This is a genomic window from Arenimonas sp., from assembly GCF_041913985.1.
Lineage (GTDB): Bacteria > Pseudomonadota > Gammaproteobacteria > Xanthomonadales > Xanthomonadaceae > Arenimonas.
The window spans coordinates 16,484-41,300 of the sequence record NZ_JAYSEG010000013.1 but is presented as its reverse complement, the minus strand read 5'-3'; the positions used below and the strand labels follow the sequence as shown (position 1 = coordinate 41,300).

19 protein-coding genes and 1 pseudogene are annotated in these 24,817 nt (G+C 70.7%); 13 read left to right on the top strand and 7 right to left on the bottom strand.

What is annotated here, in order from left to right:
- Positions 1–17 precede the first annotated feature (17 nt).
- On the bottom strand, positions 18–3,206 hold the full coding sequence (locus tag ACE3Q2_RS06320; RefSeq protein WP_374473423.1) for a PAS domain S-box protein: 3,189 nt from the start codon (positions 3,204–3,206) through the stop codon (positions 18–20).
- A gap of 76 nt (positions 3,207–3,282) precedes the next feature.
- Here ACE3Q2_RS06320 and msrP point away from each other — a divergent pair, with 76 nt between their 5' ends.
- Together msrP and msrQ are read left to right on the top strand one after the other, a co-directional pair.
- Positions 3,283–4,251, top strand: a complete 969-nt coding sequence (msrP, locus tag ACE3Q2_RS06315) for a protein-methionine-sulfoxide reductase catalytic subunit MsrP (RefSeq protein ID WP_231693899.1) — start codon at positions 3,283–3,285, stop codon at positions 4,249–4,251.
- Positions 4,242–4,862 (top strand): protein-methionine-sulfoxide reductase heme-binding subunit MsrQ, encoded by a 621-nt coding sequence (msrQ, locus tag ACE3Q2_RS06310; RefSeq protein WP_374473422.1) that lies wholly within the window; start codon positions 4,242–4,244, stop codon positions 4,860–4,862. The genes msrP and msrQ overlap by 10 nt, the downstream gene beginning before the upstream one ends.
- On the opposite strand, the gene ACE3Q2_RS06305 is transcribed toward msrQ, so the two are convergent.
- Positions 4,850–5,713, bottom strand: a complete 864-nt coding sequence (locus ACE3Q2_RS06305; protein ID WP_231693901.1) for an FHA domain-containing protein — start codon at positions 5,711–5,713, stop codon at positions 4,850–4,852. The two genes, msrQ and ACE3Q2_RS06305, sit on opposite strands and share 13 nt — an antisense overlap.
- A 98-nt stretch (positions 5,714–5,811) precedes the next feature.
- Here ACE3Q2_RS06305 and ACE3Q2_RS06300 point away from each other — a divergent pair.
- A pseudogene (locus tag ACE3Q2_RS06300) lies at positions 5,812–6,021 on the top strand (polyhydroxyalkanoic acid system family protein); the annotation flags it as partial.
- A gap of 10 nt (positions 6,022–6,031) precedes the next feature.
- Here ACE3Q2_RS06300 and ACE3Q2_RS06295 read toward each other — a convergent pair.
- On the bottom strand, positions 6,032–6,802 hold the full coding sequence (locus ACE3Q2_RS06295) for a hypothetical protein (RefSeq protein ID WP_374473421.1): 771 nt from the start codon (positions 6,800–6,802) through the stop codon (positions 6,032–6,034).
- Between the two features lie 109 nt (positions 6,803–6,911).
- Between ACE3Q2_RS06295 and ACE3Q2_RS06290 the strand changes: the two genes are divergently transcribed.
- From ACE3Q2_RS06290 to ACE3Q2_RS06280, 3 genes are all read left to right on the top strand, one after another.
- Positions 6,912–8,174, top strand: a complete 1,263-nt coding sequence (locus ACE3Q2_RS06290; protein WP_374473420.1) for a patatin-like phospholipase family protein — start codon at positions 6,912–6,914, stop codon at positions 8,172–8,174.
- A 104-nt stretch (positions 8,175–8,278) separates the two neighbouring features.
- The gene (locus ACE3Q2_RS06285; protein ID WP_374473419.1) at positions 8,279–8,896 is read left to right on the top strand and encodes a phasin family protein; all 618 of its coding nucleotides are present in this window, start codon (positions 8,279–8,281) and stop codon (positions 8,894–8,896) included.
- A 183-nt stretch (positions 8,897–9,079) separates the two neighbouring features.
- Positions 9,080–10,120 (top strand): restriction endonuclease, encoded by a 1,041-nt coding sequence (locus ACE3Q2_RS06280; RefSeq protein WP_374473418.1) that lies wholly within the window; start codon positions 9,080–9,082, stop codon positions 10,118–10,120.
- 3 nt (positions 10,121–10,123) lie between these two features.
- Here the strand turns inward: ACE3Q2_RS06280 and ACE3Q2_RS06275 are convergent, their stop codons facing one another.
- Entirely contained in the window at positions 10,124–12,112 is a 1,989-nt protein-coding gene (locus tag ACE3Q2_RS06275) for an SDR family oxidoreductase (protein ID WP_231693907.1), read from the bottom strand.
- Positions 12,113–12,262: 150 nt separating this feature from the next.
- On the opposite strand from ACE3Q2_RS06275, the gene ACE3Q2_RS06270 reads away from it, so the two are divergent.
- The 7 genes from ACE3Q2_RS06270 (at position 12,263) to ACE3Q2_RS06240 (ending at position 16,997) form a co-directional block, all read left to right on the top strand.
- A complete protein-coding gene (locus ACE3Q2_RS06270) occupies positions 12,263–12,520 on the top strand; it encodes an acyl-CoA-binding protein (RefSeq protein ID WP_231693908.1) in 258 nt (85 codons plus the stop codon).
- A gap of 8 nt (positions 12,521–12,528) precedes the next feature.
- Positions 12,529–13,155, top strand: coding sequence for a TetR/AcrR family transcriptional regulator (locus ACE3Q2_RS06265; RefSeq protein ID WP_043799577.1), 627 nt, complete (start codon positions 12,529–12,531; stop codon positions 13,153–13,155).
- A 102-nt stretch (positions 13,156–13,257) separates the two neighbouring features.
- Positions 13,258–13,383 (top strand): type B 50S ribosomal protein L36, encoded by a 126-nt coding sequence (gene ykgO, locus ACE3Q2_RS06260; RefSeq protein WP_005913193.1) that lies wholly within the window; start codon positions 13,258–13,260, stop codon positions 13,381–13,383.
- Positions 13,384–13,534: 151 nt separating this feature from the next.
- On the top strand, positions 13,535–13,864 hold the full coding sequence (locus ACE3Q2_RS06255; RefSeq protein WP_231693909.1) for a hypothetical protein: 330 nt from the start codon (positions 13,535–13,537) through the stop codon (positions 13,862–13,864).
- A gap of 6 nt (positions 13,865–13,870) precedes the next feature.
- Positions 13,871–14,902: an agmatine deiminase family protein gene (locus tag ACE3Q2_RS06250; protein WP_231693910.1), complete on the top strand. Its 1,032-nt coding sequence runs from the start codon at positions 13,871–13,873 to the stop codon at positions 14,900–14,902.
- Complete coding sequence (locus ACE3Q2_RS06245) at positions 14,899–15,786, top strand: carbon-nitrogen hydrolase (RefSeq protein WP_231693911.1); 888 nt, start codon at positions 14,899–14,901, stop codon at positions 15,784–15,786. The genes ACE3Q2_RS06250 and ACE3Q2_RS06245 overlap by 4 nt, the downstream gene beginning before the upstream one ends.
- Before the next feature lie 17 nt (positions 15,787–15,803).
- Positions 15,804–16,997 (top strand): TraB/GumN family protein, encoded by a 1,194-nt coding sequence (locus tag ACE3Q2_RS06240; RefSeq protein ID WP_374473417.1) that lies wholly within the window; start codon positions 15,804–15,806, stop codon positions 16,995–16,997.
- 10 nt (positions 16,998–17,007) lie between these two features.
- Here the strand turns inward: ACE3Q2_RS06240 and ACE3Q2_RS06235 are convergent, their stop codons facing one another.
- Genes ACE3Q2_RS06235 through ACE3Q2_RS06225 form a run of 3 tightly spaced genes read right to left on the bottom strand, consistent with a single transcriptional unit; the run spans position 17,008 to position 24,721 of the window.
- The gene (locus ACE3Q2_RS06235) at positions 17,008–20,103 is read right to left on the bottom strand and encodes an efflux RND transporter permease subunit (protein ID WP_231693913.1); all 3,096 of its coding nucleotides are present in this window, start codon (positions 20,101–20,103) and stop codon (positions 17,008–17,010) included.
- Positions 20,100–23,534: an efflux RND transporter permease subunit gene (locus ACE3Q2_RS06230; RefSeq protein WP_374473416.1), complete on the bottom strand. Its 3,435-nt coding sequence runs from the start codon at positions 23,532–23,534 to the stop codon at positions 20,100–20,102. The genes ACE3Q2_RS06235 and ACE3Q2_RS06230 overlap by 4 nt, the downstream gene beginning before the upstream one ends.
- A complete protein-coding gene (locus tag ACE3Q2_RS06225) occupies positions 23,534–24,721 on the bottom strand; it encodes an efflux RND transporter periplasmic adaptor subunit (RefSeq protein WP_231693915.1) in 1,188 nt (395 codons plus the stop codon). The genes ACE3Q2_RS06230 and ACE3Q2_RS06225 overlap by 1 nt, the downstream gene beginning before the upstream one ends.
- Between the last annotated feature and the right edge of the window lie 96 nt (positions 24,722–24,817).

Sequence of the window (24,817 nt, the reverse complement as noted above, 5' to 3'; positions counted from 1 at the left end):
CGCGCCCCGGAAGACGATCACCCGACGATGCGCGCGGTCCCGGAGAGCAATTGCTCGAACTCTTCCGCCGGCAGCGCCGGCGAGAACAGGTAGCCCTGCCCGTACTGGCAGCCGATGGCCTGCAGGCGTTCGCGCTGGGCCGGGGTTTCGATGCCTTCCGCGGTCAGGGCCAGCCCCAGTTCCTCGGCGAAGCTGGTGATGGTGCGCACGATGGCGCGGTGGCGCGGGTTGGTCTCGATGTCGCGGATGAACACCTGGTCCATCTTCAGCGCATCGAAGGGCGAGGCCGCGAACGACTCCAGCGACGAATAGCCGGTGCCGAAGTCGTCCACCACCAGGCCCACGCCCAGGGCCTTGAGCGACAGCAGCCGCTGCTCGGCCTGGCCGCGGCCGGCGCGGAAGGCGGTTTCGGTCACCTCCAGGCGCAGCCGGTCGGGCGGGATGCGGTGCGCCTGCAGCAGGCCAAACACCTCCTCGACGATCTCGGGGGAGACCATCTGGCCCTCGTCGACGTTGACGTTCATGGCCAGGCCGGCGAAATCGGGCACGCGCCCGCGCCACTCGCCGAGCTGCCGGCAGGCCTCGCGCAGCACCCAGGCGTCGAGGTCGACGATCAGGCCGGTTTCCTCGGCCAGCGGCAGGAAGTCGGCGGGCGTGAGCAGGCCGCGGCGCGGGTGCCACCAGCGCACCAGGGCCTCGGCGCCCACCAGTCGCCCGGTCGCGAGCTCGACGATGGGCTGGTAGTGCAGCCGGAACTCGGCGCGCTCGAAGGCCAGGCGGAAGTCGGTTTCCAGCTGCAGCCGGCTCAGCGCCTCCTGGTGCATGCCCTCGTCGAACACCACGAAGCCCGACTTGCCGCCGGCCTTGGCCCGGTACATGGCGGTGTCGGCGTCGCGCAGCACCTGGTCGGGCGATTCGTACTCGCGCCGCCCCACCACGATGCCCACGCTGGCCGAGGAGAACACCTGCTGCCCGCCCACGTCGAAGGGCTGCTCGAACAGGCTGATCACGGCCCGGGCGATGCCGATGGCGCGGTCGCGGTCGCAGTATCCGTCCGGCAGCAGGGTGAACTCGTCGCCGCCGTAGCGCGCGATCAGCACGTCCTTGAGCAGCGAGTCCTCGAGCCGGCGGGCGATCTGCACCAGCAGGCGGTCGCCGGCGCCGTGGCCGAGGCTGTCGTTGACCCACTTGAAGCCGTCCAGGTCGAGGAACAGCACGGCATAGGACGGGTCGCCGGCCCGGCTGGCCTCGAGCATGGCCCCCGCCAGCCGCTGGTTGAACAGCATGCGGTTGGGCAGGCCGGTGAGCGGGTCGTGGGTGGCGTGGTAGCGCAGGCGCTCCTCGGCCTCGCGCTGGCGGGTGATGTCGAGCACGGTGCCGGTAAGGTGCTCCACCCCGTCCAGCTCCACCGGGCCGATGCTCACCTTCACGTGCACGCGCCGGCCTTCCCGGTGCAGCAGCACCGAGTCGAAGTCGGGGGCCACGGGGCGGCCGGCTCGGCGGTCCTGGTCGCGCCGCTCGGACTGGCCCACGGCGTCGGGCGCCATGATCTCGCGGTAGTCGCGCCCCACCAGTTCCGCCTCGTGGTAACCCAGCATCTGGGCGAAGGCCTGGTTGGCGTAGGTGTACCGGTCGCCGGCCATGATGAACACGCCCACCTGGCTGTGTTCGACCAGGGTGCGGTACTTGCTCTCCGAGCGCAGCAGCGCCTGCTGCATGGCGTGGCGCTGGTCCACGTCGAGCACCGAGCCGGTGAAATGCAGCGGCCGTCCGGCCTCGTCGCGCACCACCAGCACGCTGGCGCTGACCCATTTCTCGCGCCCGTCCCGGCAGCGCACCTTGGTTTCGTGGTTGCTGAAGGCGCCCTCGCGCAGCGCCGTGGCCACCAGGTGCTGGCGCTCCGTTGGGTCGACGTACACCTCGAGCATGTCGCCCACGGCGGCCTTCATCTGCTCCACGCTGTCGTAGCCCAAGATGGCCGCCAGCACCGGGTTGACCTCCATGATCCGGCCGTCGAGCCCGGTGCGGAACAGGCCGGCCGGCGAGTGTTCGAACAGCTCGCGGTAGCGCTGCTCGGCCTCGGCGACGGCGCGCTGGCGGGCGCGGTCCTCGGTGACGTCGCGCAGCGTGCCGGTGGAGGCGATGTCGCCCTGGTATTCCACCGCGTCGGCGCGCACCTCGCACAGGATCACCTCGCCGCCCTTGCGCCGCAGCCGGATCTCGTACACCTGCGGTTCGCGCGAGCCGGCCTCGCGCTCGGCGCGCCGGGCGGCCTGCGCGGGCAGGTCGGTCGGGTCCACCAGGGCCATGTACTCCATGCCGGTGAGCTCGCCCACCGGGTAGCCCAGGATGCGGCCCATGGCCTCGTTGGCGAACAGCACGCGCCCGTGCTGGATCAGGAACACGCCCTCGCGGCTGGTTTCCACCAGTACCTGGTAGAGCGCCTGCGACTGCCGCAGCGCCTGCTCGGCCCCGACCTGGGCGGTGATGTCCACCAGCGAACCTTCGAAGAACAGCACCTGGCCGGACTCGCCGAGGATGGCGCGGCTGTTCTCGCTGACCCAGATCACCGTGCCGTCGCGGCGCCGCACCTGGGCGCGCTCGCGCTCCAGGCGCTCGCCCGCCAGCAGGCGCGCATGCACGCGGGCGCCGTGCGCGGGGTCGACGTAGATCGCGGCCGCGTCCCGGCCGCGTTCCGACAGCAGTTCGGCCGGCGAGGCGAAACCCAGGATGCGCGCCATCGCCGGGTTCACGTCCAGGAAGCCGCCGCCCGGCAGGCTGCGGTAGATGCCCTCGGAAGCGGCCAGGTAGAGCGAGCGGTAGAAGCCGTCCGGCACCACGGCCTCGGGCCGGGGCGCCGCCGCTTCGTCGGGGTCGAGGTGGACCAGGCAGAACACCACGGTCTCGTCGCCGTCGCGCGCGAATTCCACGCTCAGGTGGCCCGGGCGCAGGCGGCCGTCGGCGCAGGCCAGGGTCATGGGCAGGGCCACGGCACGCTGCTCGGCGCGCAGCACGCTCCAGATGCGGGCTCGGAAAGCCGGGTCGGGCCACAGGCCGATCTCGATCGGCAGCCGGCCTGTCACCTGTTCGCGACGGTAGCCGGTGCTACGCTCGAACGCCGCGTTGACGCCGAGGAACACGCCGTCGCTGGCACGCATCACCGCCACCACGCTGGTGGATGATTCGAACGCCTCGGCCAGGCGCATCCTTTTTCCCCCAGGACCCCTCTGTCCGGAGTATAGCCACCCCCACTGCCCCGACCACGGGGCCCCGGAGCCCGCCATGCGCCGATTCGACTACCCCGCCCCGCCGCCGTCCGAGATCACGCCCGAGCCCGTGTACCGGGCCCGCCGCCAGTTGCTCGGCCTGGGCCTGGCCAGCCCGCTGCTGGCGCTGGCCGGCTGCGCCGGGGCCGAGGACGCCGCGCCCGCCGCGGCCCCCGCCGCCGCCACCGACAGCCCCGACGGTTTCCGCACCGCCGAAGCCCTGACGCGCTGGGAAGACGTGACCAGCTACAACAACTTCTACGAATTCGGCACCGGCAAGGCCGACCCGGGCCGCAACGCCCACACGCTCAAGCCCGCGCCCTGGGCGGTGGTGGTGGGCGGCGAGGCCGAGGTCACCGGCACCTTCGGGCTGGAGGACTTCCTGCGCCCGCACGCCGTGCAGGAGCGCATCTACCGGCTGCGCTGCGTCGAGGGCTGGTCGATGGTGGTGCCCTGGCAGGGCGTGCCGCTGGGCGAGCTGCTCAGGCGCTTCAAGCCCACCTCGCGGGCCAAGTACGTGGCCTTCACCACGCTGGCCGACCCGGTGCAGATGCCGGGCATCCGCTTCCCGGCGCTGGACTGGCCCTACCGCGAGGGCCTGCGCATGGACGAGGCCATGAACCCGCTCACGCTGCTGGCCACCGGCCTGTACGGCAAGCCGCTGCCGAACCAGAACGGCGCGCCGCTGCGGCTGGTGGTGCCGTGGAAATACGGCTTCAAGAGCATCAAGTCGATCGTGCGCATCGACTTCACCGAACAGATGCCCGACACCAGCTGGAACCTGGCCCAGCCCTCCGAGTACGGCTTCTATTCGAACGTGAACCCGGACGTGGACCACCCGCGCTGGAGCCAGCGCAGCGAACGCCGCATCGCCGGCGAGGGCAACCGCGTGTTCGCCGAGCGCATCGCCACCCTGCCCTTCAACGGCTACGCCGAACAGGTGGCCGCGATGTATTCGGGCATGGACCTGCGCAAGTGGTTTTAGCCGCCCGCCGCACCGACTGGCGCTGGGTCGGGCTCAAGGCGCTGGCGCATGCGCTGGCGCTGTGGCCCCTGGCCTGGCTGGTGAAGGCGGTGGCGGAAGACGGCCTGGGCGCCGACCCGGTGGCCGCCATCACCCACTTCACCGGCGACTGGGCCCTGCGCCTGCTGCTGCTGGGCCTGGCGCTGACGCCGCTGCGGCGCCTGCTCGGCCAGCCCTGGCCGCTGCGGTTCCGGCGGCTGGTGGGACTGTATGCCTTCTTCTACGCCTGCCTGCACCTGGCCACCTACCTGGTGCTCGACCTGGGCGGGTTCTGGGCGCAGGTCTTCGACGACATCGTGAAGCGGCCCTACATCACCGTGGGTTTCACCGCCTGGCTGCTGCTGGTGCCGCTGGCGCTCACTTCGACCCGCGGCTGGATGCGCCGCCTGGGCCGGCGCTGGGGCCAACTGCACAAGGCCGTGTATGCCGCCGGCGTGCTGGCGGTGCTGCATTTCCTGTGGCTGGTGAAGTCGGACCTGCGCGAACCGGCGATCTACGCCGCCGTCCTGGTCGTCCTGCTCGGGCTTCGCCTTTGGTGGCGGCTGCGCCGCCCGGTGCCTCAGGGCGCGTAGACCAGCAGCGCCGTCATGGCCGCCGCCAGCACGGTGGCGGCGGCAATCAGCCACCACAGCGCGCCCGGGTCGCGCGCCGGCGCTTCCGGCGCCGCCGGCTCGGGGCCGGGCGCCGGGTCGCGGGCGACGGGCACGTTCACCGCCGCCAGGGTTTGCGTGTGGGTGGACGCCGCGGGTTTGCCGGCGCCGCCCTGGCCGCGCAGCGGCAGGCCCGGGGCTTCGAGCACGAAGCGGTGCTGCTCCACCACCAGCTGGTCGCCCGGCGACAGCACCGCGTCGCGCACCGGCACGCCGTTCACCAACGTGGATTCGCCGCCATTGCCGACGGCGCGCAGCACCACCCGGTCGCCGTGCAGTTCCACCACGGCGTGGCGGTCGGCGATGGCCGGGTCGTCCAGGCGGATGTCGGCCGAGGGCGCGCGGCCCAGCGTGCGCGGCTCGGTGAGGGTGTAGCTGCGGCCGAAGTGCTGGCCGCTCAGGCCGCGCAGCACCACGCGGGCGGCGGCCACGCGCTGGGCTTCGTTCATGGCGGCCGGTGCCGAGGCCGGGATGCGTCGGTCGATGGCCGGCTCGTCGTCGGCCCGCACCACCACCCGCAGCTTGTCCAGGCAGACCAGGTCGCCGGGGCGCAGCTGCGCCAGGCGCTGCACCGGCCGCGCATTGAGGTGCACGCCGGGTGCGCCGCCCGGCACGCGCAGCCACAGGCCGCGGCGGTCGCTGGTGAAACTGGCGTGGTGGGCGGCCAGGCCGCTGCCCGGCAGGCTCACCCGCAGGCCGGCGCGGCTGCCCACGGCGACTTCGCCCTGCAGGGGCACGTTCGGGTGTTCGCCGTTGGGAAACGTCAGTTGCATCCGGGGTCCTCCGGCCGCGAATCTAGCATGGCTGCCATCGCACGCACCCTTGGTGGATACGGCAAAGCCAAGCAGAATAGGCCGTCCAGGAGGACCCCATGTCCCACATCGACATCCGCCGCAAGCACACCCGCACGCTCAAGGACGCCCGCGCCGCCATCGAACGCGTCGCCGAGCACCTCGCCGAGAAGTTCGACGTCGAATACGGCTGGGACGGCAACACCATGGAATTCTCGCGCGGCGGCGTCGACGGCCACATCGCCGTGTCGGCCAAGGAAGTGCACGTGACGGCGCAGCTGGGCTTCCTGCTGGGCGCGATCAAGGGCCCGATCGAGCGCGAGATCCACCTGTCCCTCGCCCGCGTGTTGGGCTCGGCCCCGCGCCGCTGGGATGGGGTTCGCCGGCGAACAGCCGGCGCGACACCTCGCGCTCGCGGTGGCCGATCGCTTCCAGGAACTCCCCCGCCCCGCCCAGCGCGTCGAAGGCGGAAAAACCGCGCTCCAGGAAACCCTGCAGCTCCGACAGCCCGGCCGCCTTCGCGGGCAGGCGCGAAGCGCGGAGGAGCTTGTAGACGCCATGCTTCTTCACCACCGCGTCCAGCGTCCAACCCACGCCCAGGATCAGTTCGATCTGGTGCCGGCGCAGCCGAGGGCAGCCCGCCGCGCGGTAGGCCGCGGCGTAGTCCTCCACCGTGATCGCCGCGGCAGGACGGGGCCGGGCCGCCAGCGCCCCGGCCATGCGCAGGTCGAAGGCGTGGCTGAGCACCGCCAGTTCGATCGCGTCGGTCGCCGCCACCAGCAGCGTGTCGGGCAGCAGGCGGGCCATGAGCGGCAGCACGCGCGCCACGTCGCGATCGCGGCCGGAGAAGTCGCGCTCGCCGTAGAGGTCGGTCAGGAAGAACTCCGCGGCCGGGCGCATGCGCGGGTTGGCCAGGAAGTCGCGGAAGCTGTCGGCCAGCCGCCGCGCCTGCCAGGCACGAAGCAGCGGCAGCGTGGCCAGGCGGTTGCGCGGCTCGCGCACCGGGTCGTTCACCGCCTGCTGCCAGGCCAGCCGCAGGCCCAGACGGTGGCGCTGCAGTGCGTGGCTCATGGCCGCGGCACCGGGGAAAGCAGGGCGTGGAAAGCGCTGGAAAGGTTCACACTTGGGGAAGGGCCGGAGCGGCTACAATCGCCGCAGTTTCGCAGGAGTTCCCCCTAGCATGCTCGTTCTGCAGCCCGCCCGGAAGCGCCAACCGCCCAGCCAGGGCCGCATCGGCCTGGCCATCGCCGGCGGCGGGCCCATCGGCGGCATGTACGAGCTGGGCGCCCTGCGCGCGCTGGACGTGGCGCTCGAAGGCCTCGACCTGACCCGGCTCGAGGTCTACGTCGGCGTGAGCTCGGGCGCCTTCCTGGCGGCGGGCCTGGCCAACCGGCTCGACACCGCCGAGATGTGCCGCATCTTCATCACCGGCGACAGCGACCAGGTGAAGTTCCAGCCGCAGATGTTCCTGCGCCCGGCCTTCATGGAATACGTGCGCCGCGCCGCCGCCGTGCCGCGCCTGGCCTTCGACTGGTGGAAGGACCTGCTCACCGACCCCACCGGTTCGCACCTGAGCGAGCTGGTGGGCCGCTTCGGCGGCGTCATCCCGACGGGCCTGTTCGACAACCGCGGCATCGAACGCTTCCTGCGCCAGGTGTTCACCATCCGCGGCCGCAGCAACGACTTCCGAGAGCTGGCCGCCAAGCTCTACGTGGTGGCGGTGGACCTCGACAGCGGCGAGGCCGTGCGCTTCGGCAGCGAGGGCTGGGACGACGTACCCATCTCGCGCGCCGTGCAGGCCAGCTCGGCCCTGCCCGGCCTGTACCCGCCGGTGGACATCCGCGGCCACCATTTCGTCGACGGCGCCCTGCGCCGGACCATGCACGCCTCGGTGGTGCTCGACCATGGCATCGACCTGATGCTGGGCGTGAACCCGTTCGTGCCCTTCAACGCCAAGACCGCCGGGCGCCCGCCCGAGGGCATGGCCAAGCTGTCCGAGGGCGGCCTGCCGGTGGTGCTGTCGCAGACCTTCCGCACCTTGCTGCAGTCGCGCATGCGCGTGGGCCTGGAGAAGTACGCGGAACGCTACCCCGACGTCGACCAGGTCGTGTTCGAACCCAACGAGGACGACGGCGAGATGTTCTTCACCAACGTCTTCAGTTACTCCTCGCGCCAGCGCGTCTGCGAGCATGCCTTCCGCTCCACGCTCAACGACCTGCGCCGGCGCCGCGCCGAGCTGGCGCCGGTGCTGGCCAGGCACGGGCTGCGCCTGCGCGACGAAGTGCTCGACAACCCCGCCGCCTCGATCATGGACGGCCTGGGCCTGGCCCCGGCGCCCACCGAAACCACCGCCCGCCTGCGCCGTGCGCTCGACGACGTGGAGGTGCTGGTGCGCACCCGCCGGCCCAACCGCCGCCGCGCCGCCACGCCGCGCCCGCGCTGAACCAGGAACCGCCGCGCAATGGTGTGAAAACTCTAGACACGCCGCGCAGATTGGCGCCACCTGGGCGCCTTCGCCCACCCCAGACACCCCGGAGTCGAGACACCATGGCCAAGCTGAAGAAGACCGCCCGCGCCAAGGCCGCCAGCGCCAAGCGCCCGAAGTCCGCCAAGCCCGCCGACCTGCAGGCCAAGGCCGAGCAGATGTCGCGTTCGATCGTCGGCTCCGCGCAGCAGATCTGGATGGCCGGCATGGGCGCCTTCCACCGCGCCCAGGGCGAGGGTTCGAAGATGTTCGAGGCCCTGGTCAAGGAAGGCATGAGCATCGAGCAGACCACCCGCAAGCTGGCCACCGGCAAGGTCGACGCCGTGCGCGACGCCGTCGAGGACCGCGTGGGCGTGGTGCGCGAGCGCGCCGTGGACACCTGGGACCGCCTCGAGAACGTGTTCGAGAGCCGCGTGCAGCGCGCCCTCAACCGCCTCGGCGTGCCGGGCCGCGAGGACCTGGCCGAGCTCACCAAGCGCGTGAACGAACTCAACGCCGAACTGCGCAAGCTGTCCAAGCCCGCGGCGGCGCGCCCCGCCAAGGCCGCGGCCAAGCCGGCCCGCAAGCCGGCGGCCAAGAAGCCCGCCGCGAAGAAGCCGGCCGCCCGCAAGCCGGCCAAGTCGCCGCGCAAGGCCGCGCTGCCCAAGGCCCCCAAGCCGGTGGCGCCGCAGGGCGAGTGATCCCCCTCTTGTCCGCCAGCCGCTGACGGAACCCGTTCGCTCCCTCCCCTTGCGGTTTCCTGCTGGCGGACATCTTCTCCAGGCAAAGGCCCGGCTCACGCCGGGCCTTTTGCTTTCCGGGCCTTGGCGGGCGGGTTTCCGCGTTATCCTCTGCACCCCCTTGTCCCCCAGCAGAGTGTCCGGATGTTCGGTTCCAGCCCCCTGATCGCCGCCGTCGTCGCCACCGCGGCCGCCCTGCTCGCCAGCAGCTGGTGGTTCGGCGTCCATCGCCGCCGCCTGGCGGAAACGCGGGCCGGCGTGCAGGCCCTGGCCGGCATGAAGTGGCGCGAATGCGCCGGCCTGGTGCTGCAGGCCATGGCCGAGAAGGGTTACGCCGAACTGCCCTCCAGCCGCCAGCCGGGTGACGGCGGCGCCGAGTTCCTGCTGGTCAAGGACGACGAGCGCTGCCTGCTTGGCTACAAGCATGGCACCGCCTACCGCCTGGGCGAGGCGAACGTGCGCGATTTCGCCAACGCGGTGCAGCTGCAGGGCGCCGGCAGCGGCATCCTGGTGACGCTCGGCAGCGCCGAGGGTTTCGCCCGCGACCTGGCCCGCCGCTACGGCGTGGACCTGATGGACGGCCGCAGCCTGTGGCCGCAGGTCGAACCCTTCGCGCCGCCGGGCATGGTGGCGGCCATCCGCGACCAGGCCGCGCGCGAGATCCGCAAGGGCCAGCGCCTCGGCATGGCCGGCAGCGTGGTGCTGGGCCTGCTGGTGTTCGCGGGCGGTTACCTGGCCTCCCGGCCCGCGGCCGTCGAGCCGGCGCCATCCGCCGTGGCCGCGCCTGCCGCCAGCCCCCCCGACGCCGAAGCCGGCGTGGAAGCTCCGGCGGATGCCGAAGCCGCCGCCGACGCCGCGCCGCGTTTCGCCGACGAAGCCTCGCAGCAGGCCGACGCGGCCCTGCGCGAACTCGAGGAAGTGGCCAAGCTGACCGAACAGGAGCGCATGCAGCGACGCCTTGCCGCCGCCACCGAAGTCTCGGAGCTCGAGCAGGCCGAGAACGCGATCTGGTCGACCCAGTCGACCCTGGTGATCCGCATGGTCGACGCCGACGGCATCGACACCGGCCTGGTGAACGAGGCCTGCGCCATCCTCGTCAAGTACGAGGAACTGCGCTACACCCGCCTGCAGCTCGAGCCGCCCAGCGACTCCACCGCACCGGTGCGGTGGAGGCAGTGCCAGTAAGCCTTACCAGTGCACGCCGCGCATCAGCGCGGCGAACGCCACCTGCTCGTTGGTCGGCTTTTCGTCCTTGAGCGCCTTGCGGTCGCCCTTGGCGGCGGCCGAATCCGGGAACATCTCGAACGCGGTGTTCATGATCACCTCGTAGGCCTTCGGCACCAGCGCGTTGAGCGTGGCGGCGAAGATGCCCATGCGGGTGGCCACGCGGCTCGGGCGCTCGATGATGGCCTTCACCACCAGGTCGGCGGCCTCCTCGGGCGTGAGCGTGGGCACCGAGTCGTACATCTTGGTGGGCGCGATCATCGGCGTCTTCACCAGCGGCATGTTGATGGTGGTGAAGGCGATGTTCTTGCCGCTGAACTCGGCCTGGGCGCAGCGGCTGAAGGCGTCGAGCGCGGCCTTGGAGGCCACGTAGGCCGAGAAGCGCGGCGAGCTGGCCAGCACGCCGATCGAGCTGATGTTGATGACGTGGCCGCGGCGGCGGTGGGTCATGGCCGGCAGGAAGCCCATGATCAGGCGCAGGCAGCCGAAGTAGTTCAGCTGCATCGTGCGCTCGAAGTCGTGGAAGCGGTCGTAGCTGAGCTCGATGGAGCGGCGGATCGAGCGGCCGGCGTTGTTGACCAGGATGTCCACCGCCTTGTGCTCGGCCAGCACCGTGGCCACCAGCTGGTCGCAGCTGGCCATGTCGGTGAGGTCGCAGGTGTAGGCCCAGCACTTGCCACCGGCGGCGATGATCTCGTCGCGGGTCTTGAACAGCTCCTCCTCGCCGCGGGCGACGATGATGACCTTGGCGCCGGCTTCGGCCACCTTGAGCGCGCTGGCCTTGCCGATGCCCGAGGAGCCGCCGGTGATCAGCACCACCTTGTTGGCCACGTGGCCGCGCAGGGTGCGGTCGACGAACAGGTCCGGGTCGAGGTGGCGCTCCCAGTAGTCCCAGATGCGCCAGGCGTAGCTGTCGAGCGCCGGCACCGAGATCTTGCTGCCCTTGAGGGCGCGCTCGACCACGCGGGTGTCGAAGCGCGTCGGGTAGGTGATGAAGGCCAGCGTGGCCGGCGGCAGCTTCAGGTCGCGCAGCATCATGTTGGTGAAGCGCTTGACCGGCGGCAGGTTGGTGACCGCGCTGCGCACCGCGCCCGGCACCACGGCCAGCATGCGGGCGTCCAGGCGCATGGTCATCTCGGGCGCATGGGCGGCGCGGCAGAAGGTGTTCATCAGCTCGCCGAAGCGCATCGGCTCCGGGTCCACCAGGTGGAAGCACTGGCCATCCAGGCCCTTCTTGTGGGCGATGTGGTCCATGGCGTCGGCCACGAAATCCACCGGCACCACGTTGATGCGGCCACCCTCGATGCCCAGCGTGGGCACCCACTGCGGCAGCGCCTGGCGCATCTTCTTGATGAGCGTGAACAGGTAGTAGGGGCCGTCGATCTTGTCCATCTCGCCGGTCTTCGAGTGACCGATGACCATGGACGGGCGGTAGATGCGGAACGGCACCTTGCACTCCTTGCGCACGATGCCCTCGGACTCGTGCTTGGTGCGCAGGTAGGGGTCCTTGAGCCCCTCGGCCTCCTCGAACATGTCCTCGCGGAACACGCCCGGATACAGGCCGGCGGCGGCGATGGAACTGGTGTGGTGGAAGCAGCCGGCCTTGAGCGCCGCGGCGAGTTCGACGGCGTTGCGGGTGCCGTCGATGTTGGCCACCTGCTGCGAGGCCGCGTCGGCCGACAGGTCGTAGATGGCGGCCAGGTGGAAGAAGTGCTGGATCTTGCCGTGCAGCGCCTTGATCTTCGCCGGCGCCAGGCCGAGCTTCGGCTTGGACAGGTCGCCGGTGACCACCACGATGCGCTTGCGGTCCCAGCCCATGGAGGTGGCGATGGCGTCGAGCTTCTTCTCCGAGCCCTTGCGCACCAGCACGTGCACGGTGCCCCTGCGCTTGAGCAGGTTGCTGACCAGGAAACGCCCGATGAAACCCGTGGCGCCGGTGACGAAATATGCCATGACAACTCCCCTGCCCTTGGATGAGCGCCGGCCTGGGCGGCCGGGCGAATGCGACTAACTTGCCAGAGCGCCGTTGCGCCGGCAAACACCGCGTTGACCGCCCCCGGGGGCCGTGCTATCACCTCGGCTTCAACTTCGGGGAAACACCAGATGGCCGACCTGAAAGCCCAGTTCCAGAAAGCCGCCCAGGACGTGATGAGCCTGCCGGACCGGCCCGACAACGACACCATGCTGCGCCTGTATGCCCTCTACAAGCAGGGCTCCGAGGGCGACGTCAGCGGCCCCAAGCCGGGCTTCTTCGACTTCGTCGGCACCGCCAAGTACGAGGCCTGGGAAAAGCTGGCCGGCACCAAGCCCGAGGACGCGATGAAGAAGTACGTCGACCTCGTGAAGAAACTGCGCGGCTGACGCCGCCGATGGCCAGGCAGACCCGCCAGCGCATCCTCGACGCCTCCCTCGCCATGTTCAACGAACAGGGCGAGCCGAACGTCACGACCAACCACATCGCCGACGAGCTGGAGATCAGCCCGGGCAACCTGTACTACCACTTCCGCAACAAGGACGACATCATCGAGCAGCTGTTCGCGCGCTACGAGGAGCGCATGGACACGGCCCTGGTGGCGCCCGAGGGCCGGCTGCGGGACCTGGAGGACATCTGGCTGCAGCTGCACCTGGTGTTCGAGGCCATCTGGGACTACCGGTTCCTGTACCGCGACCTGGTGGACATCCTCAGCCGCAACCGGCGCCTGCGCCTGCGCTTCGCCCGCATCCTCAAGCGGGCCGCCGACAACGCCACCTCCGGCATGCGCGGCCTGGTCCAGGCCGGGGTCATGCGCGCCTCGGCCGCCGAGGTCGAGGCCACGGCCACCAACATCCTGGTGCTGGCCACCTTCTGGCTCAACTACGCCAGCGTGCGCGGCGACCGGGACGAGCACGAGGCCATCCGCCGGGGCATCGTGCAGGTGATGATGCTGCTCTCGCCCCTGCTGCGGGACGCCGAGCGGCTGCACCTCAATAACCTCACCCAGGCCTACCTGGACTGAGGCCCGGGGCCCCGGCCCGACCCAAACGCTTGTATTGCAAGCCGTTTTGGACTCGGCTATACTTCCGCTTCTTTATCGCCCCAACCCCTTTAAGGAATTGCCATGAAAGTGCTTTCGTCCCTGAAGTCGGCGAAGACCCGCCATCGCGACTGCAAGGTCGTGCGCCGCCGCGGCAAGGTCTTCGTGATCTGCAAGTCCAACCCGCGTTTCAAGGCCCGCCAGCGCTGAGCGCAGGCCGCCACCGGGTTACCGCGAAGACGCCGGCGAAAGCCGGCGTTTTCCGTTCCAGGCCCCGGAAAACCGCCATGGCGCGCCCCCGCCGGTTTTGCGATGATTCCGGGCCCGGCCGTCATCCCGACGGCCTTCGCGGAGGTGCACCATGAAGGCCCTGACCCTTTCCCTGGCGCTCGCTGCCGGCCTGCTGCTGCAGGCGCCGGCATCCGCCGACACCCTGCTCGTGGACCGCGTGAAGGCCGAAACCCAGGCCATGCCGGCCCGCGGCCAGTCCATGGCCCAGGTGGAAGCCAGCTTCGGCGCCCCCGAGCGCAAGCACGCCGCCGTCGCCGGCCCCGGCGACAGCAAGCACAACCCGCCGATCACCCGCTGGGACTACGCCGGTTTCTCGGTGTATTTCGAGCACAGCCACGTCGTCGACGCGGTGGCCGCCAAGGCCAGCCCGAACGAGATCGGCCCCAAGCCCGTCCAGTAAACAAGAATGTCCGAACTCCAGCGCTTCCCGGCGGAATGGGAACCCCAGTCCGCCGTCCTGATCGCGTGGCCGCACGAAGGCACCGATTGGGCCGACCGGCTCGCCCAGGTCGAACAGACCTACGTCGCCCTCGTGGCCGCCATCACCCGCTTCCAGGCCGCGCTGGTCTGCGTGGCCGGCCCCGCCCTGCGCGAGCGCGCCACCGCCCTGCTCGGCTCGGCCGGGGTGGACCTGGCCAGGGTGCGTTTCTTCGAGGTCGAGTACGACGACACCTGGCTGCGTGACTCCGGCCCCATCACCCTGCGCGAGGGCGCGGGCTTCCGCCTGCTCGACTTCCACTTCACCGCCTGGGGCGGCAAGTTCGAAGCCGGGCTGGACGACCAGCTGGTGGGCAAGCTGCACGCCGCCGGCGTGTTCGGCGCCGCCGCGCACCAGCGCATCGACTTCGCGCTCGAAGGCGGCGGCATCGAAACCGACGGCCAGGGCACCCTGCTCAGCACCTGGCGCTGCCTGCACGAGCGGCACCCGGGCAAGTCGCGCGAAGAGATCACCCGCATCCTCGAACAAGCGCTGGTGCAGTCGCGCACGCTCTGGCTCGAGCACGGCTACCTCGAGGGCGACGACACCGACGCCCACATCGACACCCTGGCGCGCTTCGCCGCGCCCGACGCCATCGTCTTCCAGGCCTGCGACGACCCGGCCGACGGCCACTACCACGAGCTCACTGCCATGGCCGGCGAACTCGCCGCCCTGCGCACGCGCGACGACCAGCCCTACCGCCTGTTCCCGCTGCCCTGGGCCCAGCCCATCGTCGACGACGGGCGCCGCCTGGCGGCCTCGTACGCCAATTTCCTCATCATCAACGGCGCGGTGCTGATGCCGGCCTATGGCGACCCGGCCGACGGCCCCGCCGCCGCCGTGCTCGCCGCCGCCTTCCCCGGCCGCGAAATCGTGCCCGTGAACTGCCGCCCGCTGATCTGGCAGAACGGCAGCCTGCACTGCGTCACCATGCAACTTCCGGAAGGCCTGCTGGCATGAACAAGAAGACCCTGAGCGTCGCCCTGGTGCAGGACCGCGACCACGGCAGCGTCGAGGCCAACCTGGCCAACATCGAGGCCCGCGTGGCCGAGGCCGCCGCCCGTGGCGCCAAGCTGGTGCTGCTGCAGGAACTGCACAACGGCGCCTACTTCTGCCAGCACGAGGCCACCACGGAATTCGACCGCGCCGAACCCATCCCCGGCCCGAGCACCGAGCGCCTGGGCGCGCTGGCGCGCAAACACGGCGTGGTGCTGGTGTCCTCGCTGTTCGAGCGCCGCGCCGCCGGCCTGTACCACAACACCGCGGTGGTGTTCGAAGCCGACGGCTCCATCGCCGGCAAGTACCGCAAGATGCACATCCCCGACGACCCGGGCTTCTACGAGAAGTTCTACTTCACCCCGGGCGACCTGGGCTTCGAGCCCATCGATACCTCGGTCGGCCGCCTCGGCGTGCTGGTGTGCTGGGACCAGTGGTACCCGGAGGCCGCGCGCCTGATGGCGCTGGCCGGCGCCGACCTGCTGCTCTACCCCACCGCCATCGGCTGGGACCCGGACGACGCGCAGGACGAGAAGGACCGCCAGCGCGGCGCCTGGATGCTCAGCCACCGCGGCCACGCCGTGGCCAACGGCCTGCCGGTGCTCAGCTGCAACCGCGTCGGCCACGAGCCCTCGCCGCTCGGCGCCTCCGGCATCCGCTTCTGGGGCAGCAGCCACGTGCTGGGCCCGCAGGGCGAATTCCTGGCCGAGGCCGGCACCGACGAGGCCACGATCCTGATGGCCGAAGTGGACCTGGGCCGCAGCGAACAGGTGCGCCGCATCTGGCCCTTCCTGCGCGACCGGCGCATCGACGCCTACGGCGACCTGCTCAGGCGGTACCGCGATTGAATACTTCCGATAGCGCCGTGCCCCACGGCCTGCACGACCAGCCCCACGCCATCGTCGAACGCGACGGCGTGCGCTACACCCTGCTCGGCACCGCGCACGTGTCGCAGGCCAGCGTGGACGCGGTGAACGCCGCGCTCGCCAGCGGCCACTTCGACACCATCGCCGTCGAGCTCGACGAGCAGCGCCACCGCGCCCTGACCGACCCCGACGCGCTCTCGAAGCTGGACCTGTTCCAGATCCTGCGCGAGGGCAAGACCGGCCTCGTCGCCGCGAACCTCGCGCTGGCGGCCTACCAGCGCCGCCTGGCCGAGCAGCTCAAGGTCGAACCCGGCGCCGAACTCAAGGCCGCCGCCACCGGCGCCGCCGAACGCGGCCTGCGCCTGGCGCTGATCGACCGCGACGTCGGCATCACCCTGCGCCGCGCCTTCGGCGGCCTGGGCTTCTGGGGCCGCACCAAGCTCATCGCCGGCCTCGGCGCCAGCCTGCTGGCCGACGAAACGGTGGAAGCCGACGAGATCGAGCGGCTCAAGAAAGGCGACTTCCTCGAGGCCAGCTTCGGCGAATTCGCCGCCGGCAGCCCGCCGCTGTACCAGGCGGTCATCGCCGAGCGCGACCGCTTCATGGCGCAGCGCCTTCGCCAGGTGGGCGCCGAAGGTGGCAGGAAGGTGCTGGCGGTGGTCGGCGCCGGCCACCTCAAGGGCCTGGCCGAACACCTGCGCGGCGACCACGAGCCGCCGCAGCCGGCCCTGGATGCGCTCAACGCGCTGCCCAAGTCCAGCGACATCCCCTGGTTCACGATCTTCCTGGCGGTGTTCCTGCTGGGCGGTTTCGCCTGGGGCTACTGGCAGGGCGGCGCCGAACTGGGCGGCGAACTGGTGCTGCAGTGGGCGCTGATCACCGCCGTCGGCGGTGCGCTGGGCTGCCTGGCGGCCGGCGGCCACCCGCTGAGCATCCTGGCGGCGGCGGTGTCCTCGCCGCTGACGCCGCTGCACCCGGCCCTGGCCTCGGGCACGGTCAGCGCGGCGGTCGAGGCCTGGGTGCGCAAGCCCACCTACGCCGACTTCCTGCGCCTGCGCGACGACACCGGCCACCTTTCCGGCTGGTGGAAGAACCGCGTCGCGCGCGTGCTGGTGAACTTCTTCCTCACCAGCCTGGGCACCGCCGTCGCCGTGTGGATCGGCGGCGCCAACCTCATCAGCAAGCTTTCCTGAGTCCCGGGCCTCACTCGGCCCGGGCCACCACGCCGGCCAGCGGCGCCTTCTCGCGGGCCTTGCGCATCCGCGCGGCCACCGCCTCGCGCATGTCGTCCAGGATGGCGTAGATGGTGGGCAGGAACAGCAGGCTCACCAGGGTCGAGAACGCCAGGCCGCCGGCGATGGCGCGGGCCATCGGGTAGTACGGCGGGCCGCTGCCGGCCATCTGCGTGGTGCTCAGGGCGATCGGCACCATGCCCAGGATGGCCGTGCCCATCGTCATCAGGATCGGGCGCAGGCGGTCGCGGCTGCCCTGCACCAGCGCGGTTGTCCGGTCCAGGCCCTGGCGCCTGAGCGTGTTGATGTGCTCCACCATCACGATGCCGTTGTTCACCACCACGCCCATCAGCACCAGGATGCCGATCGAGGCCATGATCGTGAACACCGTGCCGGTGATCCAGAACAGCCAGAACACGCCGAAGATCGAGAACACGATCGAGCTCATGATCGCCGCCGGGAACAGCAGCGACTCGAACACCGCCGCCATCACCACGTAGATCATCACCAGCGCGATCAGGGTGTTGAAGGCCATCTGGGCGCCGGCCTCGTCGTTCTGCCGGAACATGCCGTCGAAGCTCCACTGGTAGCCCGCCGGCATGGTCATGCCCGACAGCACTTCCTCCATGGCCTTGCGGGCCTCGGGCGCGGTCACCTTGTCGGCCAGGTTGGCCTGGATGTTGAGCGTGGTGCGGCGGTTCTGGCGGAAGACCTGGGTGGACGAGGCCTGCATGTCCACGTTCACCACCGACAGCAGCGGGATGGCCGTGCCGTCGGGGGCGCGCAGGCTCAGGCCCGAGAGGTCCTCGATGCCGAACTGCTCGGCGCCGTCGAAGCGCACCCACACCGGCACTTCGGTTTCGCCGCGGCGGAACTCGCGCAGCGGCGTGCCGCGCAGGGCGATGCCCACGTACTGCGCCACTTCCTGGGCGCTGAAGCCGTAGGACAGGGCGCGCTCGCGGTCGACGCTGATCGCCAGCTCGGAGTTCTGGTCGCCGGTGTCCACGCGCACGTCGCGCAGCTCCTTGCGGGTGGCCAGCTGCGGGATGATGGCCTCGGCCAACAGCTTGAGCTGCTCGGACGAGTCGCCGATCAGGCCCACCTGGATGGTGTCGTTGCCGCCCTGCCCGCCCTGCTGGCCGCCGCCCTGCTCGAAGCCGACGGTGCCGCGGGCCGACTTGGGCATGTCCTTGCGGATCTGCTCCATGATCTCCAGCGGGTCGCGCAGGCCGCGGCCCTCGCTGCGCAGGGTGATCTTGGTGCCGGCCCAGCCCTGTTCGCTGTACCAGGAGTAGATCTGCTCGATCTGCAGCTCCTCGCGGTTCTCGTCCAGGTAGCGCTCGACCTTGGCCACTTCCTCGGAGATTTGCGGCAGCGAGTAGGCGCCCTTCCACTGGTAGAACATGTCCAGCTCGCGGCTCGGCTCCTGGTAGAAGAAGTCGGTCTTGGTCTGGGTCATCGGGATGAAGCTCACCACCACGATCAGCAGGATGCCGGCCACGCTGGCGCCGCGGTGGCGCAGGGTCCACTCCAGGAAGGCGGCGTAGCGGTCCTGCATGCGGGCGATCAGGCCCGTGCGGGCGGTGGCCGCCGGCGGGGTCTTCATGCGCGCCGACAGCATCGGGATCAGGCTGATGGCCACCAGCCACGAGGCCAGCAGCGACACCGTGATGGTGACCGCGATCTGCACCATGAAGATGGAGATCTGGTTGGTCTCGCCGAACAGGTTGGGCACGAACACGATGCAGTGGCAGAGCGTGCCCGCCGACAGCGCGATGGCCACCTGCCTGGTGCCGATTATCGAGGCGCGCGCCGGGTTCGCGGGGTTCTTCTCGCGCTCCTGGTAGATGCTCTCCACCACCACCACGGCATTGTCCACCAGCATGCCCACCGCCAGCAGCAGGCCCATCATGGTCAGCACGTTGAGCGTGACGTCCAGGAAGTACATGAAGCCCAGGGTCATCACGAAGCAGATGGGGATGGCCAGGCTCACCATCAGCGTGGACGGCCAGTGGCGCAGGAAGAAGAACAGCACCGCCACCGACAGCACCAGGCCGATGATGCCGGCCTCGGTGAGCTCGAGCAGCGAACTGGTGACGTTCTCGCCCTGGTTGTCGATCAGGGTCCAGCGGATGCCCTTCAGGTCGGGGTCCTGGCCGATGCGGTCGATTTCAAGCAGCGCGTTGCGCGCCACGTCCACCAGGTTGGCGTTGCGCTCCTTGAACACGTCGATGCCCACCGCCGGGCGGCCCTCCAGGCGGCGGCCGTAGTCCATGCGCGAGGGCTTCAGGCGCACGTCGGCGATCTGCTCCAGGCGCAGGCCGTTCGGGCCCACCACCAGTTCGCGCAGCTCGGAGATGTCGCGCAGCTCGCCCACCGGCTGCACCCGCAGGCGGCGCTCGCCGTCCTCGATGGTGCCGGCCGAGACCGAGAAGTTCACGCCCTGCAGGGTCTGGGCGACGGTGTTCAGGCTCAGGCCGTGGGCGGACAGGCGGTCGGGGTCGATGGCCACCTCGATCTCGTTCGGGGTGGCGCCCGAGATCTCCACGCGCGCCACGCCTGGCATGCGCTCGAGCTGGCGCTTGAGCTTGGTGTCGATCAGGTCGTATTCGCCGGTCAGGTCGCGTTCGCTGGCCAGGCGGATGCGCAGGATCGGCTCGTCGCTGGTCGAGAACTTGATCACCTGGTAGCGCTGGAAGTCGTCCGGCAGGTCGTCGCGGATCGCGTCGATGCGCTCGCGGGCCTCGGAGGCCAGCACCTCGACGTCGCGGTCCCAGTCGGAGAACTCGATCCAGACGCTGCCGCCGTCGGCGCGGCTCAGGGAGTTGAGGTTCTTGATGCCCTGCAGGGTGGACAGCGCCTCCTCCACCGGCCGCACCAGGCTGCGCTCGACTTCCTGCGGGGTCGAGCCCGGGTACGGCAGCTCGACCGCGAGGAAGGGGGCGTTGAGCTCCGGGAACTGCTCCAGCGGCAGGCGGAAGGCGGCGATCAGGCCGATGACCAGCATCGACACGAAGAACATGATCGCCGTCACCGGACGGCGCAGGCTGAGTTCGGCGATGGTCATGCGTGGGCTCCCTCGGCCTCGCCGGCGTCGCCCAGGTCGATCGGGCGGGCGCGGGCCACGTAGCTCTCGTCGCTGCGGCGGTCCATCAGGTTGTAGACCACCGGGATGACCAGCAGGGTCAGCAGGGTGGACACCGCCAGGCCGCCGATCACGGTGATGGCCATCGGGGCGCGCACCTCGGCGCCCTCGCCGCTCGCCAGCGCCAGCGGCAGGAAGCCCAGCAGCGCGGTGAGCGTGGTCATCACGATCGGGCGCAGGCGCGACCTGGCGCCCTGCAGGATCGCCTCGTGCTTGGGCACGCCGGCGACGCGCAGCTGGTTCACCTTGTCGATCAGGATGATGGCGTTCTTCACCACGATGCCCACCAGCAGGATCAGGCCGATGAAGACCACCACCGACAGGCTCGAACGGCTGAGCACCAGCGCCAGCACCGCGCCGACGATGGCCAGCGGGATGGTGAACATGATCACGAACGGGTGCAGCAGCGATTCGAACTGCGAGGCCATCACCAGGTAGACCAGGAAGATCGCCAGCGCGAAGGCGAACAGCAGCGAGGCCAGCGAGGCCGCGAGCTCCTCGCCCTGGCCGCCGATGTGCATGCTCACGCCGGTGCCCAGCGGGTTCTTCGCCACCAGCGCCTCGACCTCGGCCACGGCGCTGCCGAGGTCGCCGTAGGCCAGGCTGGAGGAGACGATGGCCACGCGGGTCTGGTTGGCGTGGTGGATCTCGCTCGGGCCGGTGGTGGCGACGACGTCGGCCACCGCGTCCAGGGTCACCGGCACGGCGGCCTCGGGGTTGACGATCAGCTTGCGGATGTCAGCCACGGAGGCGCGGTCGGCGGCCTGCGAGCGCACCAGCACGTCGATCTTGCGGTCGCGGAAGCTGTAGCGCGTGGCCACTTCGCCGCGCACCTTGCGCACCACCTGGTCGGCCACCTGGCGGGTGGTCAGGCCCAGCGACGCGGCGCGCTCCTGGTCGAAGCGGATCTGGATTTCCGGATAGCCCTGGGCCACGGTGGACTTGATGTCCACGAAGCGGTCGGAGCCTTCCATCAGCTCCACCAGGCGGCCGCCGGCGGCCTCCAGCTCGGCCAGGTCGCTGCCCTGCAGCTCGATTTCCAGCGGCGTGGAGAAGCTGAAGATCTCCGGCCGGCCGAACTTCACCTCCGCGCCCGGATAGCGCTGCTCCATGGTGCGGCGCAGGTTGGCGGTCTGCACGGCTTCGGTGTCGGCGCCGTGGCCCGGGGCCAGCACCACCGTGAGCTTGCCGATGTTCTCGCCCGACTCGGTCGGGTTGGCGTCCAGGCGCGTGCCGCTGCCGCTGACGCCGTAGAGCGCGTGCACGCCCTCGGCGCCGGCGTGCTGCTCCTGCACGCCGCGCATCAGCGCGTCGGTGTCGCGCAGCTGGGTGCCGGCGGGCAGCTTCACGGTCATTTCGAAGCGGTCCTGGGCCAGCTGCGGGATCAGGTCCAGGCCCAGCGTGGGCACCAGGGCCAGCGCCACCGCGAAGGCCGCGGCGGCCGCGCCCAGCACCAGCGACGGGCGCGCCAGCGCGGTCGGCAGCAGGCGCTCGTAGCCGCGCGCCGCCCAGTCGTAGGGGCGCATCACCCAGCCGCCGGCCCAGCTCAGCCCGCGGCCGATCGTGGCGGCGCCGAGGCGGAACAGCGTGGTCACGAGCCAGGAGATCGCGAACACCAGGCCACCCACCAGCCAGCCCAGGCCGCGACGGGCACCGGCGACCGGCTTGAGCAGCTTGTGCTGCGGACGCCAGTCCGGGTGCGGCGCCTCGGCCGGGAACGCCATCGGCGCCTTGGCCTTGAGCGAGGACAGCATGGGGATCAGCGTGAGCGAGACGATGAGCGACATCAGGATGGCGATCGAGATCGTCATCGCCTGGTCCTTGAACAGCTGGCCGGCCACGCCCTCGACGAACACCAGCGGCAGGAACACCGCCACCGTGGTCAGGGTCGAGGCCACCACCGCCATGCTCACTTCCTGCGTGCCCCTGATGGCCGCCTCGACGATGCCCAGGCCGCGTTCGCGCGCCTTGGCGATCGACTCGAGCACCACGATGGAATCGTCCACCACCAGGCCGGTGGCCAGCGCCAGGCCGCCCAGGGACATCACGTTCAGGCTCAGCCCGAACTGGTCCATGAAGAAGAAGGTGGCGATCAGCGAGATCGGCAGCGACAGCGAGATGACGAACGTGCTCCAGCCGTCGCGCAGGAAGAAGAAGATGATCAGGATGGCCAGCACGCCGCCGAGCAGCGCGTCGAAGCGCACGTCGGCCAGCGCGCTGCGGATGAAGATGGACTGGTCGTCCACGGTGGTGAGCTCGGCGTCGGCCGGCAGCTCGCGGCGCAGGCGCTCGAGCGTCACCTGCACGGCGTCGGCCACCGACACGGTGTTGGCGTCGCCTTCCTTGTAGATGGCCAGCTCCACGGCCTCGCGGCCGTCGATGCGGATGATCGCCTCGCGCTCCTTGTAGCCCTGGGTCACGCTGGCGATGTCGCGCAGGCGGATGGCCTGGCCGCCGCCCGGCGCGTTGCCGCCGCCGGACGCGGCGTTCTGCGCCGAGGCCGAGGCCGCCAGCGCTTCCGCCGAGCCCGTCAGCGCGGCCACGCGCGCGGCCGCCGCGGCGGCTTCCTGCGCGGCGCTGTTGCCACCGCCGCCGGTGCGGGCGGTGACCAGCAGGTTGCGCATCTGCTCCACGTCGGTGAACTGGTTGATCGTGCGCACCAGGTAGCGCTGGGTGCCGTCTTCGATGCGGCCGCCGGAGATGTTGATGTTCTCGGCGTTGAGGCGGTCGATGACGGTGCCGATGCCCAGGTTGAGCTGGGCCAGCTTCTGCTGGTCGATCTCGACCTGGATCTCGTCCTCGAGGCCGCCGCCGACCTTCACCGCGGCCACGCCTTCCACCGGCTCGAGCTGCTTCTTGAGCTCGTCGTCGGCGAAGCGGCGCAGGCGCACCAGCGCGGCCTCGCTGTCCTGGGCCTCGTCCTTGCTGGCCAGCACCAGGCGCATCACCGGCTCGGTGGACGGGTTGAAGCGCAGCAGCACGGGCTGCTTGGCTTCCAGCGGCAGGCGCAGGGTTTCGAGCTTGTCGCGCACCTCGAGGCTGGCGCGGTCCATGTCGGTGCCCCAGGCGAACTCGAGCACCACGTCGCTCTGGCCGGTGCGCGACACCGACTTGAGCTTGCGCAGGCCCTTGACCACGCCCACGGCCTCTTCCACCGGCTCGCTGATCAGGGTTTCGATTTCCGAGGGCGCGGCGCCGGTGTATTCGGTGCGCACCGTCAGCGTGGGATAGCTCAGGTCCGGCAGCAGGTTGACCGGCAGTGCGCCCAGGCCGATCAGGCCGAACAGCACGAAGGTCAGCGTCACCATCAATACGGTGACGCGCCTGCGGACCGAGAAGTCGACGAGGCTCATCAGCGACCCGCCTCCGCCGCGGCGACGTGGGCGACGTCGGCGTCGGCGCCGGCCGCGTCGGCCGTGGGCGGGTTGAGCACGTCCACCGCTGCGCCGTCGCGCAGCGTGACCTTGCCGGCGGTGACGACCTGGTCGCCTTCGCTCAGGCCCTTGCGGATCTCGGCCAGCTCGCCGCTCAGGTGGCCGGTTTCGACCGGCGTGCGCACGGCCTTGCCTTCGCGCACCACGTACACGGCGGTTTCGCCCTCGCCCTCGAGCAGGGCCACGCGCGGCACGGTCAGCGCGTCGGCGCGCTGGTCGTACACCACTTCGATGCGGCCGAACATGCCGGGGCGCAGGCCTTCGCCGCCCGGGAAGGCGGTAACCACGCGGAAGGTGCCGCTGCCGCCGTCCACCACCGGGCTGACGCGGTCGATCACGCCCTCGAACACCTTGCCGGGCATGGCGTCGGCGGTCATGCGCACGGCCAGGCCTTCCTGCATGGTGGCCAGGTCGCGCTCGGGCACGTTGAGCACGGCCTCCAGGCGCGAGTCGTCGACGATGCGGAACAGCGAGGAGTTGAGCTGGATCAGGTTGCCCGGCTTGACCGAGCGGCTGGCGATGACGCCGTCGATCGGCGCGACGATGTTGGTGTAGGAAAGCTCGAGCTGGGCCATCTCGTAGGCGGCGCGCGCGGCTTCGAGGTCGTAGCGGATCTGGTCGCTGGCTTCGGCGCTCACCAGCTTGGAGGCCAGCAGCTCCTGGGAGCGGCGGTAGTTGTTCTCGAGCTTGCGCATGGTGGCGCGGGCGCGCTCCATCTCCAGGCGCGGGCGGTCGGGGTCGATGCGGGCCAGCACCTGGCCGGCCTTCACCTGGTCGCCCTCTTCCGCCAGCAGCTGCAGCAGCACGCCGGAGGTCTTGGCCACCACCTGGGCCTCGGACGGCGCCTCGAGGTTGGCGGTGCCGGAGTAGCTGGCCGAAATGGCGCGCTTGGCCACCGCCGCCACTTCCACCGGCACGGCCTCGGCCTTCTTCTCGGCCGGCTTGCCGTCCTTGCCCTCGGCCTGGGCGGTTTCCCCGGCCTTGGCGGCGTCGGCGTCGCCTTCGGCGGCGGGTTCGCCGCCGCCGCAGCCCGCCAGGGCCAGGGAAATCGCCAGCGCCAGGGCGGCGGTGGTGCGGAGCATCGGGGAGGTGCGGGAGGTCTTCATGGCGAGGCCTTCTGGCGGGGGTGTTGTAGTTGCATAGGACAGTACAGGAGCGCAGCGGGGAACCGTATGTGCCGGAAGTCTCTATGACCCCCGGTG

What these genes read in the sequence shown, in the direction of transcription:
- ACE3Q2_RS06320 (WP_374473423.1), bottom strand. Translation starts at nt 3,206, where the DNA reads ATGCGCCTGGCCGAGGCGTTCGAATCATCCACCAGCGTGGTGGCGGTG.
- msrP (WP_231693899.1), top strand. Translation starts at nt 3,283, where the DNA reads ATGCGCCGATTCGACTACCCCGCCCCGCCGCCGTCCGAGATCACGCCC.
- ACE3Q2_RS06305 (WP_231693901.1), bottom strand. Translation starts at nt 5,713, where the DNA reads ATGCAACTGACGTTTCCCAACGGCGAACACCCGAACGTGCCCCTGCAG.
- ACE3Q2_RS06295 (WP_374473421.1), bottom strand. Translation starts at nt 6,802, where the DNA reads ATGAGCCACGCACTGCAGCGCCACCGTCTGGGCCTGCGGCTGGCCTGG.
- ACE3Q2_RS06290 (WP_374473420.1), top strand. Translation starts at nt 6,912, where the DNA reads ATGCTCGTTCTGCAGCCCGCCCGGAAGCGCCAACCGCCCAGCCAGGGC.
- ACE3Q2_RS06285 (WP_374473419.1), top strand. Translation starts at nt 8,279, where the DNA reads ATGGCCAAGCTGAAGAAGACCGCCCGCGCCAAGGCCGCCAGCGCCAAG.
- ACE3Q2_RS06280 (WP_374473418.1), top strand. Translation starts at nt 9,080, where the DNA reads ATGTTCGGTTCCAGCCCCCTGATCGCCGCCGTCGTCGCCACCGCGGCC.
- ACE3Q2_RS06275 (WP_231693907.1), bottom strand. Translation starts at nt 12,112, where the DNA reads ATGGCATATTTCGTCACCGGCGCCACGGGTTTCATCGGGCGTTTCCTG.
- ACE3Q2_RS06270 (WP_231693908.1), top strand. Translation starts at nt 12,263, where the DNA reads ATGGCCGACCTGAAAGCCCAGTTCCAGAAAGCCGCCCAGGACGTGATG.
- ACE3Q2_RS06265 (WP_043799577.1), top strand. Translation starts at nt 12,529, where the DNA reads ATGGCCAGGCAGACCCGCCAGCGCATCCTCGACGCCTCCCTCGCCATG.
- ykgO (WP_005913193.1), top strand. Translation starts at nt 13,258, where the DNA reads ATGAAAGTGCTTTCGTCCCTGAAGTCGGCGAAGACCCGCCATCGCGAC.
- ACE3Q2_RS06255 (WP_231693909.1), top strand. Translation starts at nt 13,535, where the DNA reads ATGAAGGCCCTGACCCTTTCCCTGGCGCTCGCTGCCGGCCTGCTGCTG.
- ACE3Q2_RS06250 (WP_231693910.1), top strand. Translation starts at nt 13,871, where the DNA reads ATGTCCGAACTCCAGCGCTTCCCGGCGGAATGGGAACCCCAGTCCGCC.
- ACE3Q2_RS06245 (WP_231693911.1), top strand. Translation starts at nt 14,899, where the DNA reads ATGAACAAGAAGACCCTGAGCGTCGCCCTGGTGCAGGACCGCGACCAC.
- ACE3Q2_RS06235 (WP_231693913.1), bottom strand. Translation starts at nt 20,103, where the DNA reads ATGACCATCGCCGAACTCAGCCTGCGCCGTCCGGTGACGGCGATCATG.
- ACE3Q2_RS06230 (WP_374473416.1), bottom strand. Translation starts at nt 23,534, where the DNA reads ATGAGCCTCGTCGACTTCTCGGTCCGCAGGCGCGTCACCGTATTGATG.
- ACE3Q2_RS06225 (WP_231693915.1), bottom strand. Translation starts at nt 24,721, where the DNA reads ATGAAGACCTCCCGCACCTCCCCGATGCTCCGCACCACCGCCGCCCTG.